Consider the following 14,602-nt stretch of genomic DNA (forward strand, 5'->3'; position numbering starts at 1 on the left):
TTATTTTTTTACGATTGGCTATATTTAACCCCTTAAAAATGTAACGAGCATGATTCGCGACCAATCCAACAACGACGACAAAAATTTGCGCATGTTGACCGCAATTTTCCACGCACTCATTCCAGTCAGGAGAGTTGACCCACAATCCAAGAAGGCTACCTTTGAATCCAGGAGGATTGATCATTATCCGCGCCAAAACGATGAAACGGTCGCACCCGATGTCTACTTGCCCAAGATGTCGGAGGAACTTAAAAAATTGGATACCTTGGAAGAAATTGACGAAAGATATCTAGACCGTGCAAAAGAGTCTCTGAAGGAGGTCAAGGATCTCACCGAATACCAAGATCAAAAGGCCGCCCGTCTTTTGACCATCGTTGCCTTTCTGACGGCCGCGGCCGGCGCTCTTTTTGCCAAGATATTGGACGTATACCCCATCCATCAGATATTTGCAGAATCAACAGGAAAAGGAGTTTTCCTTTCCGTAGTATATGGTCTGTTTGGACTTTTTTTGATTTTCGTGGCATGCGGCGCACTAGTTATCTTTCATGCGACCCAGACTCGGTTCGTGTGGCCCGAAGAAAGATCTGATGAGGCACGGTACGACAAGGCGAACTCATTTTTATTTTTTCAAAGCATATTTCGCACCGACCCGGTGGGATGGTCGCGTTCGTTTGTGGACAATACGACTACCGAAGACGCCGCGGACAAACTCACTCTGATCTATTACAAGAACTACATCTCCGAAGCCTATTTAGTCGCGGCCAAACTCGGGGATAAGTTGCGGTACTTGCAACCTGGGCAGCAACTTCTGCAGTGTGCAATCCGCATCCTGTTGATCTGGTTGCTACTGCTTTTTGTCGTTGTGGTCTGGATTCAAAAGCCGTCCGACAAACAGGCAACGTCGTCGGTCATCACGCCAATCTGCTACCCGTACCAAGCTCTATTGTCCGGCACTGAGTTCGTATCGCCCCCCGTTGCTGCTGCCCCTAACGAGGTGGTTTCAAAGGGACCGGCTAGCCCACCTCAGAATATCCACGCATCGAGTGCCGGGCCGGTCGGAGCCGCCAGTGCCGCTAGTGATACAGTGAGGTTACTTAAGCATTAACGAAAGGAACACGGCCATGACCAAACCGGTTGTACTGTGCGACGCGGACAACACGCTATGGGACACGGACTCGGTCTTTGCAACGGCGCAGCGAACACTACTCGACGTCCTTGAGACACGCCTTGATAGGCTAAGTGACCTGTCCGATCGGATTGAGTACGTCAGACGTTATGATCAAGCTCTGGCGTCGAGGCATCACCTCCATTTGCGGTATCCCCCCGTGATGCTTGTCATAGCCCTCGCCGAGGGTCTGACCGGACGAGCCCCCGATGAGGCTGCAACGCTGGTCATTGCCGGGCATCGATCCGCTCATATTTCATTGTCGGAAGCGCAGAAACTCGCGGCCGACTTTCTTGGCTTGCTGAGTACCTTGCCCGAGTTGCTTCCGACGGTCAAAGACGGATTAAAACTCGCCCGCGAGGAGGGCATTCCGCTCTATGTCGTTACGGAGGGACGCATCGATAAGCAGAAGCAGATCATCACGCATCACAAACTTACGCATTACATCGAGGCAATCTTTGAAATAACGAAAACGCATTCCCAGTTCGAGCGCCTTCGTCAGCGATTTCATCCCGCGCAAACCGTAATGGTGGGCGACCAACCGGACAGAGATATAGAACCCGCAAAGAGGGCGGGATGCGAGACCATCTTAGTGCCCAGCCGTTTCCTTCCATCGTGGAATCGCGTTGGAGGCGCGCGAGAGGCCTCGTACAAAGCCCGCGACTTTGGCGATGCGATCAGATGGGTCGCACAGCACGGCGAGCGTGGGCATGACGCTCCGTGAGTCGATGGGGCATGGAGAACAGGCATGCGTGAAACTCCGGCCCAAAGTTTGGCGCCGCCGACAAGGGAGTAAGCCGACGGGATACCCGAGCCAACGATCAATTCAGTGGCAGAGCCGGATCTAGATCGCAACAGTCTCCGCTCGCGGGCCGCTCGACCCGCACCTTAGAGATATTCGGCAGAACGCACGACAGCTTCCGATAAATGTACGCGCACAAGCCTTCTAGCGTCGCCGCGCCCAACTCAGGAACCTCGTCTAGGAAGCGGTGATCGAGTTGGTCGCGGACACGCTCAATCTCCCTGCGCAGCAGCCCCAAATCGACCACCATCTTCGTCGTCGGATCAGGACAACCGCGCACGAAAACCTGCGCATGATACGTATGCCCATGAACGCGACGGCTGCCTTCAGCATCGATCTCCCGGTGAAGCGTGTGCGCAGCCTCGAAATAGAATTTCTGACTGAGTTCGTAGTTCATTAGTTCTAGTGCCACTTCGAATCCCCCTACATTCATCCGCGGCCACGGGCCGCGGCGCCGTGCCCTCTAGGCCGCGAACTGGCGAAACGAATCATATCCCTTCCTGCGCAATTCGCAGGCAGGACATTGGCTGCATCCGAAGCCCCAATCGTGCTGAGTCGCGCGATCGCCGACGTAACAGGTGTGAGTCTCTGTGCGTATCAGGTCAACGAGTGCCGGGCCGCCCAGGTGCTGCGCCATTCTCCAAGTGTCGGCCTTGTCTATCCACATTAACGGGGTCTCGATAACCAGCGGTTGATCCATGCCAAGCGCAATCGCGACCTGGAGTGCCTTTAGTGTGCTATCCCGACAGTCCGGATAGCCGGAGTAATCTGTCTCACACATCCCTCCGACCAATACTTGGAGACTGCGCCGATAAGCGACAGCGGCTGCAAGCGTGAAGAACAGCAGATTTCTTCCTGGCACAAAGGTGTTCGGCAAACCACTTTTTTCCATCTCAATGGCCTTGCCTTGGGTGAGCGCCGTGTCACTGATCTGCCCAAGAATTGAAAGATCAAGCATGTGGTCGTCGCCGAGCTTCCTTGCCCAGTCTGGGAACCGTTCGCGAAATCTGGAAAGCACCTTCGGTCTGCATTCAAGCTCGACGGAGTGGCGTTGACCATAGTCGAATCCGACTGTCTCCACATGCTCGTAGCGATCAAGCGCCCATGCAAGGCAGGTCGTAGAATCCTGCCCCCCGGAAAAGAGAACCATCGCGCGAGTTTTCATGACACCTCGTATGGCTAGGAGTTAGCTACTTGTCGTGGTTGACGGAGCGCTCGCTTCATTGACCGAACCAAATAGTTGGTCAACAAATCGATATCGCTCGGCGTGTTTTGAATGCCGTTCCACGGCCGTTCGTCATCCGGCGCAAGACGCCACTGTCCACTTGTCCATGCCGTGTATTTCTTCAACAATTCAAGGCTGCGCTCAAATTCGGGACGAGTTGTGGCGCCTTCGCTGGAATACAAAAACTCCATAACGAACCCCATTGCCACAATGCCTGCCCCGTGCCGCAAGCGCGAGGTCTTCGGACTCATCCCAATCCATTCACTCCCAAAAACTGATTCCACGGCTCCGAAGAAAGCGTTGACGAAATCATAGGCGCGATTTTCGAAATCACCGTCCTTGATGAACTCACGAATGGCACCATCAGAGGCGGAGTTCATCACCAATTTTTGCATGGCCGTATCGCTTAGCACACCCTTAGGATTCGTGTGTTGACGAATCTCTCCACGCAACGAAGAGCCACGAGTGAAGTTCAAGCGATCAACAATCCGTGCAGCAAACTTACGCGCGGTGAACCGCTCCGGCAGGCCTTCGACCGTCGGAAGCAATTCGTAGATAAGCGTCTTCGGCAATGGCCGAGTGTTGTTAACCAACACAAATTGCTGACGCAACTCGTTGTAGTCCTTGCAAACTAGTGCGGACACAAACACCTGAAAACCAGGCTTTGCGACCCCTGACAGCGCGCTGAGTCGCTGCTGCCCATCGACAACAAAGCCAGGTTTTACGTCGCTTGCCTTGATCTCAACGTCAACTACACCATCCCCCCTATCCTTCACCTTCACCCCACCGATGAAGGCGACAATCAACGCATTGGGAAGCAGCGCGTCGTCACGTCGCAAATAGTCGCGAATTTCCTTGATATGCGACGCGATCTGGTGGCGCTGAAAACCACGCAAGTTGCCATTGTCTTCCCGCCCTACACGCTCGATCTCCGCAAAACCCCAGATCTGCTCAGGTGTGGCAGCGAAAGTAAATACGTCGTGCTCGGGAGCTTGCGCAGCCCGAATCGCCTTAAATCGGTAAACGCTCACCGCTTTTTCTCCAGAGTTCGTTGTACGTGTTTGTGATAGACGCCCAAGTTGTGAAATCCACGGCGCTTGTTTCGGTTACTGGATCGGAAGATTATGACCTCGACACCGGCTTTGCTGCACACCGAGCAATTGCAACGCTTCCACGGCGCATCTTCCAAGGTGCGCTCTACTAACGAGCGCATCTTCTTGAGATCCTTTTCGTACTTCTCCATAGGGTGTCCATCACCCAGTGTCAGGAATCGCTGGTAATCCATGACGGCTTCGAGCGCATCTTTCATCTTTCCATTACCATCATCGAAGTTGCGCAGTGCCGTAAGTGCTTTCCCTTCGCGACGTTGCAAATCTTCGGCGCTAAAAATCCCTCGCTTGATACCCTGCATCAAACGGGGATTTTCGATTGCCTGAGGTATGCGGATTGCCGCGTAATAGTCAAGTCCGCCTTCGGGCGATTCCATGTAGTAGTTCGCCTTCGCATCCTTAAAAGCGCGAATAAGCGGGGACGTAGAGTCGAAACTGGTGATACCGAAGTTCGTGAATTGATGGATCGAATCGGCTTTAGCGAACCCGAGGAGGTGAATCTTCGTTTCAGGCTTGATGGCGCTACGCAGCGCATGTAGAACCTGCTTAATGACATCAACCTTCAGCGGAACGAGGCCCCCGATAGCCAAATAGCGATATCCCATTTTCTCCAATTGAACCGCGGCATCTGCCATACTCTTCGGCGACCAACCCTGCACTGCTCCGAGCGGTTCAAATGGGTAGCCCTCCGCACTTGTAAGACGCAGAAACTCTTCGGCATTGGAAAGTGTGATATTGAAACGTTCAATAACACCGGGCGCAACGTGACGCGCAGGGGGATTGTCGGTTAGGCAATCGAAGATAATGTGGTCGGGCGATACCCCATGGCTGAAGCCACCGTCCAGATAAAAATCCACCACTTCTTGAGGCGGGTACGCAGGTGTCTTGCTGTCCGCATAGGCAAATGCCCCGCAATCTCCCAACACCATGGCGCTCTTGAACTTGGGACCTCCATACCTCAGGAACTTACGAACACCGTCCCGCAACATCCGTTGTTCTTCGGCCGTTGAATATCGTACTTTTGATTTTGCGACGCCGGCAGCCTGTCGCACAGCACTCATCGATACTAGCAAACCGTCATATGGCGCCGGCATCATGAGTTCGTGCGCATAGACGTCGTCCCAGTAACGACGGCGGCCGGGAGCATTGCGGTCGTTAATAAAATCGTACTCGGGATCGACATAATCCTGAGTATCCGAATAGAGAAATTTCATTTCTTTATCGTACTGGTATAGGCTCGAACCAGTGCGTCCTGAAGTTTTCTGATGTCTCGAGGTGTGCTCTGAATCTCGTTCCAAGCAACGCCCAGCGTTTCCCATGTACCTTTCGTCCAGCGGCAAGCAGGCGCGACCTTCTCGAGCTCCTTTCGAACTGTCTTGTAGTCTTCCCCTTGCCCGGAGAGGCGGGCGTAAATCCTATCCATCAGGACGCCCATGGCTTCGATGCCTGCCGAATGCATTAGACGACTACGCTTCGGATCGGCCCCCCAAGCGTCCGGGAATACGTCCCGGACAGCGGACCAGTAGGTTCGCAAAAGCTGATACATCCCTTCGACATCGACACCATCGCGACCAGATAACTTAAAAGGGGCAAGTGCACCCAGTGGATTGTTCATGCTGTTACGGATCATGGCAATCACCGCGGTATCCGTAATGACACTCGTGTTGCTACCTTTTTCAGAGATACGTTTGATCAGCCTGTGAAATGGCGATTCAGAGTCACGGTTAAGCAAATTGCAGATCTCAGACGGAACCTTGCGTGCGCTTAATTCGCGAGGCAGCAAAATACTCCGAGTCTCAGGAAGAAGTTCGTTGATTAGCCGGGTCGGGAGCGGCCGCGCCTTATTAACCAGAATAAACTGCTCACGCTGGACTTCCAGGTTGTCCGAGACAAAGGCGACGACTGGTACTGGAATCCCCTTCCTCGCCGCCTGCGCCAAAGCTAGCGAACGCTGCTGACCGTCTACGATCCATGCGACCCGCTGCCCCTCGTCATAGACAGGAATGGTCAGGGTGCCCGCCCGCGCAATTCCCTGATCGCCGGCGGGCCTAGTGCCGCGGGCGGCTGCGAAGTGTACCGCAGGTGACATTGCAAGAATGATCGCGTTGGGGAACAGCACGTTACCCTGGTTTAGGTAGTCGACGATCCCTTTAACGTGGGTCCGGATCTCGGGACGCTGAAAGCCCTTGAGCACATCCAAGTCGTCTCGTTCTACCCTAGATATGTCGGCCACCTTCACTATGTCAGACCCGTGAATAAAAAAGGCATACACTTCCAGCCCTTCGCCCTGAGTCGTGCGTAGCGCGCGCACGACAATTTCTTTTTTACCCATATCAGTGGCTCCCCTTCGTGCCGAGATCGCGCTGAAGAACGCACCACAGGCCACGGAATCGCCCCTGCTCGCAAGCAACCATCGCCTCGTCGCGCAGATAACGCAGCAATCGCGTTGAACTGCCGTCGAAACGATGCCAGTTCTTTCTCAGAAGCGCCATGATCTCGACATCGGTTTTCCTTTCCCGAATTGGAACAACTGGCTTTCGCAGCGAACGCATTGCTTTTTCTACTGCCACCCGTCCCTCTGCGGCGGAGAGTCGATGGCCGCCCAGTACTTCGATAAAGTGCCGCAGCGCTCGTTGTGCAAAATCGGTTCGAGTCCCCGCGTATGAGGAACCCTCCAAGCGGTCGTCATAAGGCAGCACGACGTCCCGGACGACATCTGGCACCAATTCTTGCCCACGGTCAGAGGTGACGACGCGGATCCTGCCGATTTGGGACTTAGTCAAGGAAGCCAGATCTTGCGCGATCAACTCGACGTAACTTCCTGGAAGCGCGAAGAACGCCATTGAATCCGCATGCCGATCGAGCAACGCACGAACGGAACTTTGCTCCCCCAACTCTGCTGTCAACGCCGACCACCAGTCGGCAGGTTCTTTACTCAAGCGGGCGAGCAGGGGTTTCAACGAACCAGTCCCACCTGCAACCGTTAGGTCATACGACGGAATCGAATCCGAGGCATCTACCACACCAAGTCCGGCAGATATGACGTGAAGCGTGCCGTTCAATACCTCTGCTACATGCCGCGCCTCGGCAAATGATCGTCCCGCGTACACATCCTGGGCCTGCCTCGACGGACTCACCTTGCCGATGGCCTTCGCCCAGCGTCCAGCAACAGATGCTAGCGGACCGCTGATCTCGATCTCCGAGAGAGAGAGTCCGCTGTTGACCCGCTTTCGGTTCGTGCAGTTCGTTACAACGATTGCCTTGTGTCCCATAACTGCGCCTTTACTCGAAAAATCGGCTCGAAAAACTACACATCGAATTATTTCACAGTGTCGCAGTTATCGGAAGGAAGTTGACCGCCTCGGAGCAGATATGGGCCTTAGCAATGGAAGATATGTAGCTCCAGAACAACAACGGAGGCGTATGGAGGGCCAGACGTGACGCGGAACGATCGGGGACTCACGCCATGTGGAAAGAGCCTCGACGATGCTTTGCTGGGTTTCCTCTTTCATCAACGCTTGAAGCGCGAACTCTAAGCGAAGCCTCCCGAATCGGCGACGTCAATAAGCAAGAGGGGAGGCGAATCGTCCGATGCAACTCCGGCGTCGACATTAGCGACAATCGACCACCGAACCCCGAGAGCGACGCTTGCACGGGCAATCGCGCAAGCCACACAGACAACAGAGTTCAGGAAACCTATAGCCCCCTTGGTCATCCGACCTTACGACCGTGCGAGATCGCCACTTTCAAAGTGCATGTGACATGTAATTAGCATCCCTTATCTAATGAAACGACGCCGATAGTTGTGCACTGTAAAAGAGCGTTCTCATCAGGCATCTCGCCGATGACCATATTTCGAAGAGCGATTCGGAAGATGTGCTTACGCTGGCCCTGGGCGCCCGTCGTCGCCTCGATGCCGCGAAAATTCCGTCAAGGGTTTTCATTGAAGAGATTCGGTTGATGGCTTGACATTGGGTGCGATGGCAAAAAAAGAGGAACCTGAGTTGCCAAGGGTTCCACTGTGCCTACAGGCCAAGGTTTACCGCTGGCCGTACTGTTAGATGTTGCGGTAGATCTCACCATCACGGTTGTAGTCGAGGTCAGCACCGTCGGTGAACGAAGTGTTATGCGTCAACGGCGCCGACGTATTGCCCGTACTCGCCCCCCCCATAAGACAGTTCGTTTGCTGTGAGATCTTCGGTGCCAAGATGGCCCCAGTCCCCGTGAATATGCCGAGCGAGCAGCAGCACTCCTTCGATGCCGGCTGCATTAAGCGCAGTCTGAGCGCTTGGTGTGATGAGGGGCCGCCCCATCAGGAAGCGCGGGCCGCTCGCGTAGTTGCTCATGCATACCCATCCCGCACGTAGTTAACGAAGGGCCAGCCCGGATGGTCCTAGCGTCGGGCGGGGGCGGTCTTTCTACTGGTGATCACGACTTCATCAAGCCGTTCGATGGTGGTGTGCGAGCGATCCCATTCCGTGATGACCAGGATGCGAGTCTGGTCCGGCAGGTGATAGTTCGACAGCAGGCGCAGTCCAGCCTCAATCGACAGTTCGTTTTGCTGGCGGTCGGACTCGGACAGCTCGCCCCAGTCGCCGCGAACGTGGCGAATCAGCAGGTCGATGATCGAGACCTGCGCCTTAGCGATGACTTCCAGCGCGTCCGGCGTGGCGAAGATCCGGCCGAGCTTGAAGCGCGGGCCGGCGTGGTGAGTCGAAGGCAGATTTATGAGGGACTTCTCCTGAAAATGAGCGAGCACGCTCCTCCGGAAATGGCCGGATGCGCGCGATGAAAGGAAAGGAAGCCGGCGCGAGGCGCCGGGTATGAGGTGGCTGGTCGGCTTACGAGCCGTCGGTGTCGGATGTCGGCGCGACTCCAACTCCGAATTGGGCGAGCAGCCTCTCCGAGTGGGTCCGAAGCGCGGGCAGGATGTCGGGTGCCCCGGGCATCGACGCGAGTTTGCGTATTAGCTCGCGTTTTTTATATTGCTCGTAGCACAGGGCTGCAGCGATGCTGATGGCCGTGACGCCTGCCACGATGCCCAGCCCTCTCACGAGCGGGCCAGGGCGTGGCGGGAGATGAATGAAACGGATTTCGGGCACGGAGCCTCCAGATAAAGGACGAGCGCGGACCTCCGACAGAGTCGGATGCACGGTTGTTGAAACAAGGGAGTGGATCAGGAAGGGGGACGGAGGACACGTCCGGGAACTACTGCACTTACTACCGCACTTCCGAGGCGAGCGCGTTCGGGTACCAGCGCAATCAGGATGACGATTGTTCACTCTCGACCTGATTGCTGTGTCACGATTTCCTGAGATTTCGTCGGCCCTCCAGTCGACAATGCTCGCGCTATCTGAACTGCAGGAAATAGGCGAGGAAGGTCGAACTGGATTGCCAGTGATAGCAGGATCGGCGAGTGTTGCACACTTCGTTACTCGCCGATCCTGCCGCCATTGAGGAGTTGCTTCACCGCATCGACTGGCCAGATCACACGGCGATTTGGAAGCTTGGTCGGCCGTACCCCGTGATAACTGCCCGTTTCCGAGTAGCGCTTCCTGACCGACTGAGGCTCGACCGCCAGCACCGCAGCGAACTCTTCCGTTGACAGGTGTTCCCTGTTCTCAGGCAAGGGCATTGGCGATCGAGCCAACGACTTCCCGCTGCCTTTCTGGGCGGCGGCTCCCGCATCCTGAGCAGCGAGTCTGGCGGTGAGTGCATCAATTACCCTTGCGGATTGCGCCGCATGCTCGACGATCTCCGCAGGAATGAAATCGACCTGACCGGGATTCGTCTTGTCGCCGTACAAGGCGCGACAAAGCCGGATCCAGTCGGTCTCGATATCCATGTCATCGCACCAGATCAGGAATTTGTGCGGCTTCAGTTCGACCGGCGTGACTTCGCCGTTTTCCTGATCGTCTTCGCAGCGCCATGTCCACTTACGCCAGATTCGACGGGCGTCGGAAAAGCGCTCATTGCCGCCGCCCGTGAAGACTTGACCATCAAGTCCTACGCCGCCATTAGGAATCTCGGCGCAGTCGGGCGGTGGATGAATCCCTGACACGATCAACGTCCCATCGATGGGCGTCCAGGTCGGCCGGTCGAGGTACTCCTTCAATACGGCATAAAGCTGCCTGGCGGCAGCGATGCGTTCTTGTGGTGTTCGGTCTTCTGTCATATCCCCGGCTTCGTAAGTCGATTCGCAGCGGCGATTGCCTCGAGCCGTGAATTTTATCGCGCCGCGGGTCGATGATGGAAACCTGAGCGGTATCCCTTTCTCGTAGATCACGCGGCGTTGGCCTGAAACGGAATCCCGGCCTGCTCCGGAATCCACGCTTCGATGCTGTCATGGCACTTACGCGACAGGTGAATCGGATGGCGCTGATAGTGCTTCTCGGCAATGGCGGACGATTTGTGCCTCTGGGTCTGAACGACAACGCCGACCGACACTCTGACTCACTCGAACAACGTGCCCAAACGACCGTCGAAGCCGTGCAACGTAACGTGGGGAAGCTCAGTCACAGCAAGCGCCTTGTTGTACGCTCTACGATACGCGGATCGGCAATCTTGAAGTCCTCCGACGTCTGCTGGCAAACCCGATTCAGACGATGCCCTTGCCGCGCGCTTGTGCTCTCCACTCTCATCGCCATGCTGATGATGATCGTGGTGGTAATGTCGATCGCTCCAGGGCAGCTTGCGGCCGGCGAAGAGCTCATCCCGAGCCTCGTCGAACTTGACGTCGCGTCGCCGTATCTACCATCGAGACATCCACGTAGCTCGGAAAATGCTCGCAAGCCCTCGCGCAGCATAGGGCTACAGGGCTCCTCATCCGTGAATTTCGTTGACAGCCGGGGCTCGCTGATCCAGCTTTAAAGGCATCGGCCGGTTTTCTCGCATCGCCGAAAATCCGTGCCCCCTACGCCGGGTGAGGTGCACATGCCGCTTACCGATCTGGAAGTTCGCCGGGCTGCGCCACGAGCTGAGACGTATCGGATCTCGGACAGTCGCGGAATGTATCTCGAGGTCGCACCCTCCGGCGGAAAGTACTGGCGACTCAAATACCGTTTTCTCGACCGCGAGAAACGGCTGGCGCTAGGCGTCTACCCTGATGTCACACTCGCCCATGCTCGTCGCGAGCGCGACGAGGCGCGTGCAATGTTGGCGGACGGCGTTGACCCAGGACAGGCTAAGAAAGAAAAGAAGCGCTTGGCCCGACTCAACGCGGCGGCGACTTTCGAAGCGGTTGCGCTGGAGTGGTTTGAGAGACAGGCTCCAGGTTGGGCGGCCAGCCATTCCGAGAAGATCATGGGGCGCCTGAAGAAGGACCTGTTCCCGTGGCTTGGCTCGCGGCCCATCGCGGACATCACTCCGCCGGAAGTATTCGAAGTGCTGCGTCGGGCCGAGTCGCGAGGGGCTCACGATACCGCGCATCGGCTCCATCAGAACTGCGGGCAGGTTTTCCGCTATGCGGTTGCGACCGGGCGCGCCGCCCGCGATGTCAGTGCCGACTTACGCGGTGCGCTGCGACCGAATCGGCATACTCATTTCGCGTCGATCACGGATCCCGTAAAGGTCGGCGAGATGCTCCGCGCCTTTGATGGCTTTTCGGGTACGCTTGTCGTACGCGCTGCACTGCGGTTAGCGCCGTTGCTGTTCGTGAGGCCTGGCGAGCTGAGGCAGGCCGAATGGGCGGAGATTGACCTCGAGCGCGGTCACTGGCGCTACACCGTTTCCAAGACGAAGACCGAGCATCTGGTGCCGCTTGCTACGCAGGCAGTCCAGATGTTGAGAGAATTGCAAGCGCTCACGGGCCAGTGGCGCTACGTTTTCCCGGGCCGCGATCGCAGAAAGCCAATGAGCGATGCGGCGATCAATGCCGCGCTTCAACGACTCGGTTACGACACGAAAACGGAAATTACCGGCCACGGTTTTCGCGCAATGGCGCGCACAATCCTGCACGAGCGCCTCCGCTTCCCAGCCGATGTCATCGAGCACCAACTGGCCCACCGCGTAGCCGGTGCGCTTGGTAACGCCTACAACCGCACCCGCTTTATAGAGGATCGGGTCTCGATGATGCAGGCTTGGGCAGACTACCTGGATCAGCTTAAAGCGGGTACGACACAGGGCCGAAGTGGGCGAGAAACGTTCGAGGCGGACGCATTTTTGCGGCACCATATGACGACAATTGGCGGAGGCGACACCATGTGCACGCTAACTGTCACCGCGCTGGGCCGAGTGACGTTTACGAAAGAGATATTGCAGCACCTGGGCATTGAGCCTGGCGGGAAGGTAGAGCTGCGCCTGCTGGCGAATGACCGCGCCGAGTTGAGGGCCGCACGCACGAAGAGCCCCTCCGGGATCTGCGAGGCGTCCTGAAGAGCAGGAAAAACGGCGCGCGATTGAGCATTCAAGCAAGTCACCGAAGCGATAGCCGAAGCCGGCCTTGCATTGCCGGACAGCGATAACTAGCGTGACGACAGGGACCTTATCCGCGCAGACCGTGGGTGACCCCACATCTTGCTCGGCAGGATCTACATGGATTGGCGTGGATCAAATCTGGTTACATGGCGGTTACACGGACCGCAGAAACAGAAAAGGGTTACAGGTAAATCGCCTGTAACCCTTTGATTTTATTGGTGGAGCGGATGAGGATCGAACTCACGACCTTCGCATTGCGAACGCGACGCTCTCCCAGCTGAGCTACCGCCCCAACACTCAACGATCATACACAAGACTTTACGCGCTTGGCAATAGCCGTTGTTACTTCGATGGCGCGCCAGCCAGCACCCACTGCACGACCGAGCGGACATCGGCGTCGCTCATGCGCGGATGGGCGGGCATCGGGATCGCGCCCCATGCGCCGGAGCCGCCCTCCTTCACCTTCTTCGACAGCTTCGCCAGCGCCTGCGGATCGGCCTTGTAACGCACCGCGACTTCCTTGAACGACGGCCCGACCAGCTTGCGGTCGACCGCGTGGCAGCCCATGCACGCATTGCTGCGCGCGACCGCGAGCCCGTCGCCGACGTCCGCGTGGGCGGTCGCACCGAATGTTCCCATCAGCGCGGCCGCCGCCGCGCCTGCCATCCACTTCTTCACTTTCATTGCGTTCCTGCCTTCGGATTGCCCGGATGCACACTGGTCGAGTTCGAGATCGGCGCGGGCGACTGCAACGGCGCCGCCGTCACCGACGCGTCGGGCACGGCGCCGACCGTCGCGCCGTCCGCCGGCGCAGCCGATGCGCCGTTCGCGGGCGCGGCGGTCTGCAGCGCCGGCGCATCCTGCGGACGGATGTACTGGAACACCTTCACGACCTTCTCGACGCCCGGCACCTGGCTCGCGACTTCTGCGCCGCGATTGCCTTCCTCGACCGTCACGAGCCCCATCAGATAGACGTTGCTGCGCTCGGTCACCACCTTGTAGTTGTTCGCTGAAATGCCCTTCTCGGCAATCATCGCCGTCTTCACGCGGCCATCCAGGTACGAATCGTTCGCACGCGACGACAACGAGCTCGCCCCTTCGATGGACAGCTCGTTGATGATCCCGTTCACATTGTTGATGCCGCGCACGATCGCCTCGGCGCGTTGCTTCGATGCGTCATCGGGCACCTCGCCCGTCAGCAGCACACGGCGGTTGAACACGGTCACGTTCACGTGCGCCTGGTCCGGCAGCGTGTTGCTGATCTGCGTCAGCGTCTTGACCTGGATTTCGCGGTCTTCCGTTTGCGCGCCCAGCGTGCGGCGATCGGTCGCAACCAGCGCGCTGCCACCCGCCACGCCTGCCACCGCAAGCACGCAGCCTTGCAGGGAAACCGCTAGGCCCGCGACGGCGGCGGCCCATAGCGTGGTTCGAACCAGCGTCTGTTTGATTCGGCTACTCTTCATCGACGGCACTCCTTCGTTCAATCCTCACCGAGCAGCATCGCGTCGATGCCGTCGCACAGGCAATGGATGGTCAGCAGATGGACTTCATGAATGCGCGCCGCGCGGTCGGCCGGCACGCTGATCGAAATGTCGGTGTCGGACAGCGCGGCCGCCAGTGCGTTGCCGCTGCCGCCCGTGAGCGCGACCACCGTCATTTCGCGCTCGTGCGCCTCGTCGACCGCGGCCAGCACGCGTGGCGACGCGCCGGTCGGGTCCAGCACCAGCAGGACGTCGCCCGTGTGCCCGAGCACCCGCACCTGCTGCGCGAAGATCTGCTCGGCCGCGCCGGCGGCGGCCAGGCCGGCATGGCACGCATCGGTGGCCAGCGCGATCGCGGGCAGGCCCGGCCGCTCGCGCTCGAAGCCGCCGATCAGCGCCGCGGCG

At 57.6% G+C, this 14,602-nt stretch carries 15 protein-coding genes, 1 tRNA gene and 1 pseudogene; 4 read left to right on the plus strand and 13 right to left on the minus strand.

The window, feature by feature from the left end; genetic code table 11:
• The first annotated feature begins 49 nt into the window (after nt 1-49).
• Together LIG30_RS13375 and LIG30_RS13380 are read left to right on the plus strand one after the other, a co-directional pair.
• Nucleotides 50-1,105: a hypothetical protein gene (locus tag LIG30_RS13375; protein ID WP_038712921.1), complete on the plus strand. Its 1,056-nt coding sequence runs from the start codon at nt 50-52 to the stop codon at nt 1,103-1,105.
• Between the two features lie 16 nt (nt 1,106-1,121).
• Nucleotides 1,122-1,889: an HAD family hydrolase gene (locus LIG30_RS13380; protein WP_038712924.1), complete on the plus strand. Its 768-nt coding sequence runs from the start codon at nt 1,122-1,124 to the stop codon at nt 1,887-1,889.
• 97 nt (nt 1,890-1,986) lie between these two features.
• Here the strand turns inward: LIG30_RS13380 and LIG30_RS13385 are convergent, their stop codons facing one another.
• The 9 genes from LIG30_RS13385 to LIG30_RS13430 form a co-directional block, all read right to left on the minus strand.
• On the minus strand, nt 1,987-2,364 hold the full coding sequence (locus LIG30_RS13385; protein WP_038712926.1) for a 6-pyruvoyl trahydropterin synthase family protein: 378 nt from the start codon (nt 2,362-2,364) through the stop codon (nt 1,987-1,989).
• 66 nt (nt 2,365-2,430) lie between these two features.
• The gene (gene queC / locus LIG30_RS13390; protein WP_038712928.1) at nt 2,431-3,132 is read right to left on the minus strand and encodes a 7-cyano-7-deazaguanine synthase QueC; all 702 of its coding nucleotides are present in this window, start codon (nt 3,130-3,132) and stop codon (nt 2,431-2,433) included.
• 14 nt (nt 3,133-3,146) lie between these two features.
• Nucleotides 3,147-4,223 (minus strand): DGQHR domain-containing protein DpdB, encoded by a 1,077-nt coding sequence (gene dbpB, locus LIG30_RS13395; protein WP_038712930.1) that lies wholly within the window; start codon nt 4,221-4,223, stop codon nt 3,147-3,149.
• Nucleotides 4,220-5,515, minus strand: a complete 1,296-nt coding sequence (dpdA, locus tag LIG30_RS13400) for a tRNA-guanine transglycosylase DpdA (protein WP_038712932.1) — start codon at nt 5,513-5,515, stop codon at nt 4,220-4,222. Before dpdA ends, dbpB (LIG30_RS13395) begins: the two co-directional genes overlap by 4 nt.
• A complete protein-coding gene (dbpB, locus tag LIG30_RS13405; RefSeq protein ID WP_038712933.1) occupies nt 5,512-6,633 on the minus strand; it encodes a DGQHR domain-containing protein DpdB in 1,122 nt (373 codons plus the stop codon). The genes dpdA and dbpB (LIG30_RS13405) overlap by 4 nt, the downstream gene beginning before the upstream one ends.
• 1 nt (nt 6,634) lies before the next feature.
• Nucleotides 6,635-7,573 carry a hypothetical protein gene (locus tag LIG30_RS26305; protein WP_152986086.1) on the minus strand — a complete coding sequence of 313 codons (939 nt, stop codon included), beginning with the start codon at nt 7,571-7,573 and terminating at the stop codon, nt 6,635-6,637.
• Between the two features lie 852 nt (nt 7,574-8,425).
• Nucleotides 8,426-8,647: a hypothetical protein gene (locus tag LIG30_RS13415; protein ID WP_038712936.1), complete on the minus strand. Its 222-nt coding sequence runs from the start codon at nt 8,645-8,647 to the stop codon at nt 8,426-8,428.
• A gap of 47 nt (nt 8,648-8,694) precedes the next feature.
• Nucleotides 8,695-9,030 (minus strand): hypothetical protein, encoded by a 336-nt coding sequence (locus LIG30_RS13420; protein ID WP_051995020.1) that lies wholly within the window; start codon nt 9,028-9,030, stop codon nt 8,695-8,697.
• A 702-nt stretch (nt 9,031-9,732) separates the two neighbouring features.
• Nucleotides 9,733-10,587, minus strand: coding sequence for a hypothetical protein (locus LIG30_RS13430; RefSeq protein ID WP_235510306.1), 855 nt, complete (start codon nt 10,585-10,587; stop codon nt 9,733-9,735).
• A gap of 86 nt (nt 10,588-10,673) precedes the next feature.
• On the opposite strand from LIG30_RS13430, the gene LIG30_RS27535 reads away from it, so the two are divergent.
• Entirely contained in the window at nt 10,674-11,171 is a 498-nt protein-coding gene (locus LIG30_RS27535; protein WP_152986087.1) for a hypothetical protein, read from the plus strand.
• Nucleotides 11,172-11,234: 63 nt separating this feature from the next.
• Nucleotides 11,235-12,419: pseudogene (locus tag LIG30_RS13440) on the plus strand (tyrosine-type recombinase/integrase); the annotation flags it as partial.
• 513 nt (nt 12,420-12,932) lie between these two features.
• Here LIG30_RS13440 and LIG30_RS13445 read toward each other — a convergent pair.
• The 4 genes from LIG30_RS13445 to LIG30_RS13460 all read right to left on the minus strand — a co-directional run.
• A tRNA-Ala gene (locus tag LIG30_RS13445) sits at nt 12,933-13,008 on the minus strand.
• Nucleotides 13,009-13,058: 50 nt separating this feature from the next.
• Complete coding sequence (locus LIG30_RS13450; protein WP_038712943.1) at nt 13,059-13,400, minus strand: c-type cytochrome; 342 nt, start codon at nt 13,398-13,400, stop codon at nt 13,059-13,061.
• Nucleotides 13,397-14,179: a BON domain-containing protein gene (locus tag LIG30_RS13455; protein ID WP_038712945.1), complete on the minus strand. Its 783-nt coding sequence runs from the start codon at nt 14,177-14,179 to the stop codon at nt 13,397-13,399. The genes LIG30_RS13450 and LIG30_RS13455 overlap by 4 nt, the downstream gene beginning before the upstream one ends.
• 17 nt (nt 14,180-14,196) lie before the next feature.
• Nucleotides 14,197-14,602 (minus strand): SIS domain-containing protein (locus tag LIG30_RS13460; RefSeq protein ID WP_038712946.1); only part of this gene is annotated, 406 nt, incomplete at its 5' end.

The sequence above is a fragment of the Burkholderia sp. lig30 genome (assembly GCF_000687455.2).
Lineage (GTDB): Bacteria > Pseudomonadota > Gammaproteobacteria > Burkholderiales > Burkholderiaceae > Burkholderia.

Bases quoted from the DNA above. Each gene is read 5' to 3' on its own strand.
- LIG30_RS13455 (WP_038712945.1), bottom strand. From the start codon at position 14,179: ATGAAGAGTAGCCGAATCAAACAGACGCTGGTTCGAACCACGCTATGG.
- LIG30_RS13450 (WP_038712943.1), bottom strand. From the start codon at position 13,400: ATGAAAGTGAAGAAGTGGATGGCAGGCGCGGCGGCGGCCGCGCTGATG.
- LIG30_RS27535 (WP_152986087.1), top strand. From the start codon at position 10,674: ATGGCGCTGATAGTGCTTCTCGGCAATGGCGGACGATTTGTGCCTCTG.
- dpdA (WP_038712932.1), bottom strand. From the start codon at position 5,515: ATGAAATTTCTCTATTCGGATACTCAGGATTATGTCGATCCCGAGTAC.
- queC (WP_038712928.1), bottom strand. From the start codon at position 3,132: ATGAAAACTCGCGCGATGGTTCTCTTTTCCGGGGGGCAGGATTCTACG.
- dbpB (WP_038712933.1), bottom strand. From the start codon at position 6,633: ATGGGTAAAAAAGAAATTGTCGTGCGCGCGCTACGCACGACTCAGGGC.
- LIG30_RS26305 (WP_152986086.1), bottom strand. From the start codon at position 7,573: ATGGGACACAAGGCAATCGTTGTAACGAACTGCACGAACCGAAAGCGG.
- LIG30_RS13375 (WP_038712921.1), top strand. From the start codon at position 50: ATGATTCGCGACCAATCCAACAACGACGACAAAAATTTGCGCATGTTG.
- LIG30_RS13385 (WP_038712926.1), bottom strand. From the start codon at position 2,364: ATGAACTACGAACTCAGTCAGAAATTCTATTTCGAGGCTGCGCACACG.
- LIG30_RS13380 (WP_038712924.1), top strand. From the start codon at position 1,122: ATGACCAAACCGGTTGTACTGTGCGACGCGGACAACACGCTATGGGAC.
- LIG30_RS13415 (WP_038712936.1), bottom strand. From the start codon at position 8,647: ATGAGCAACTACGCGAGCGGCCCGCGCTTCCTGATGGGGCGGCCCCTC.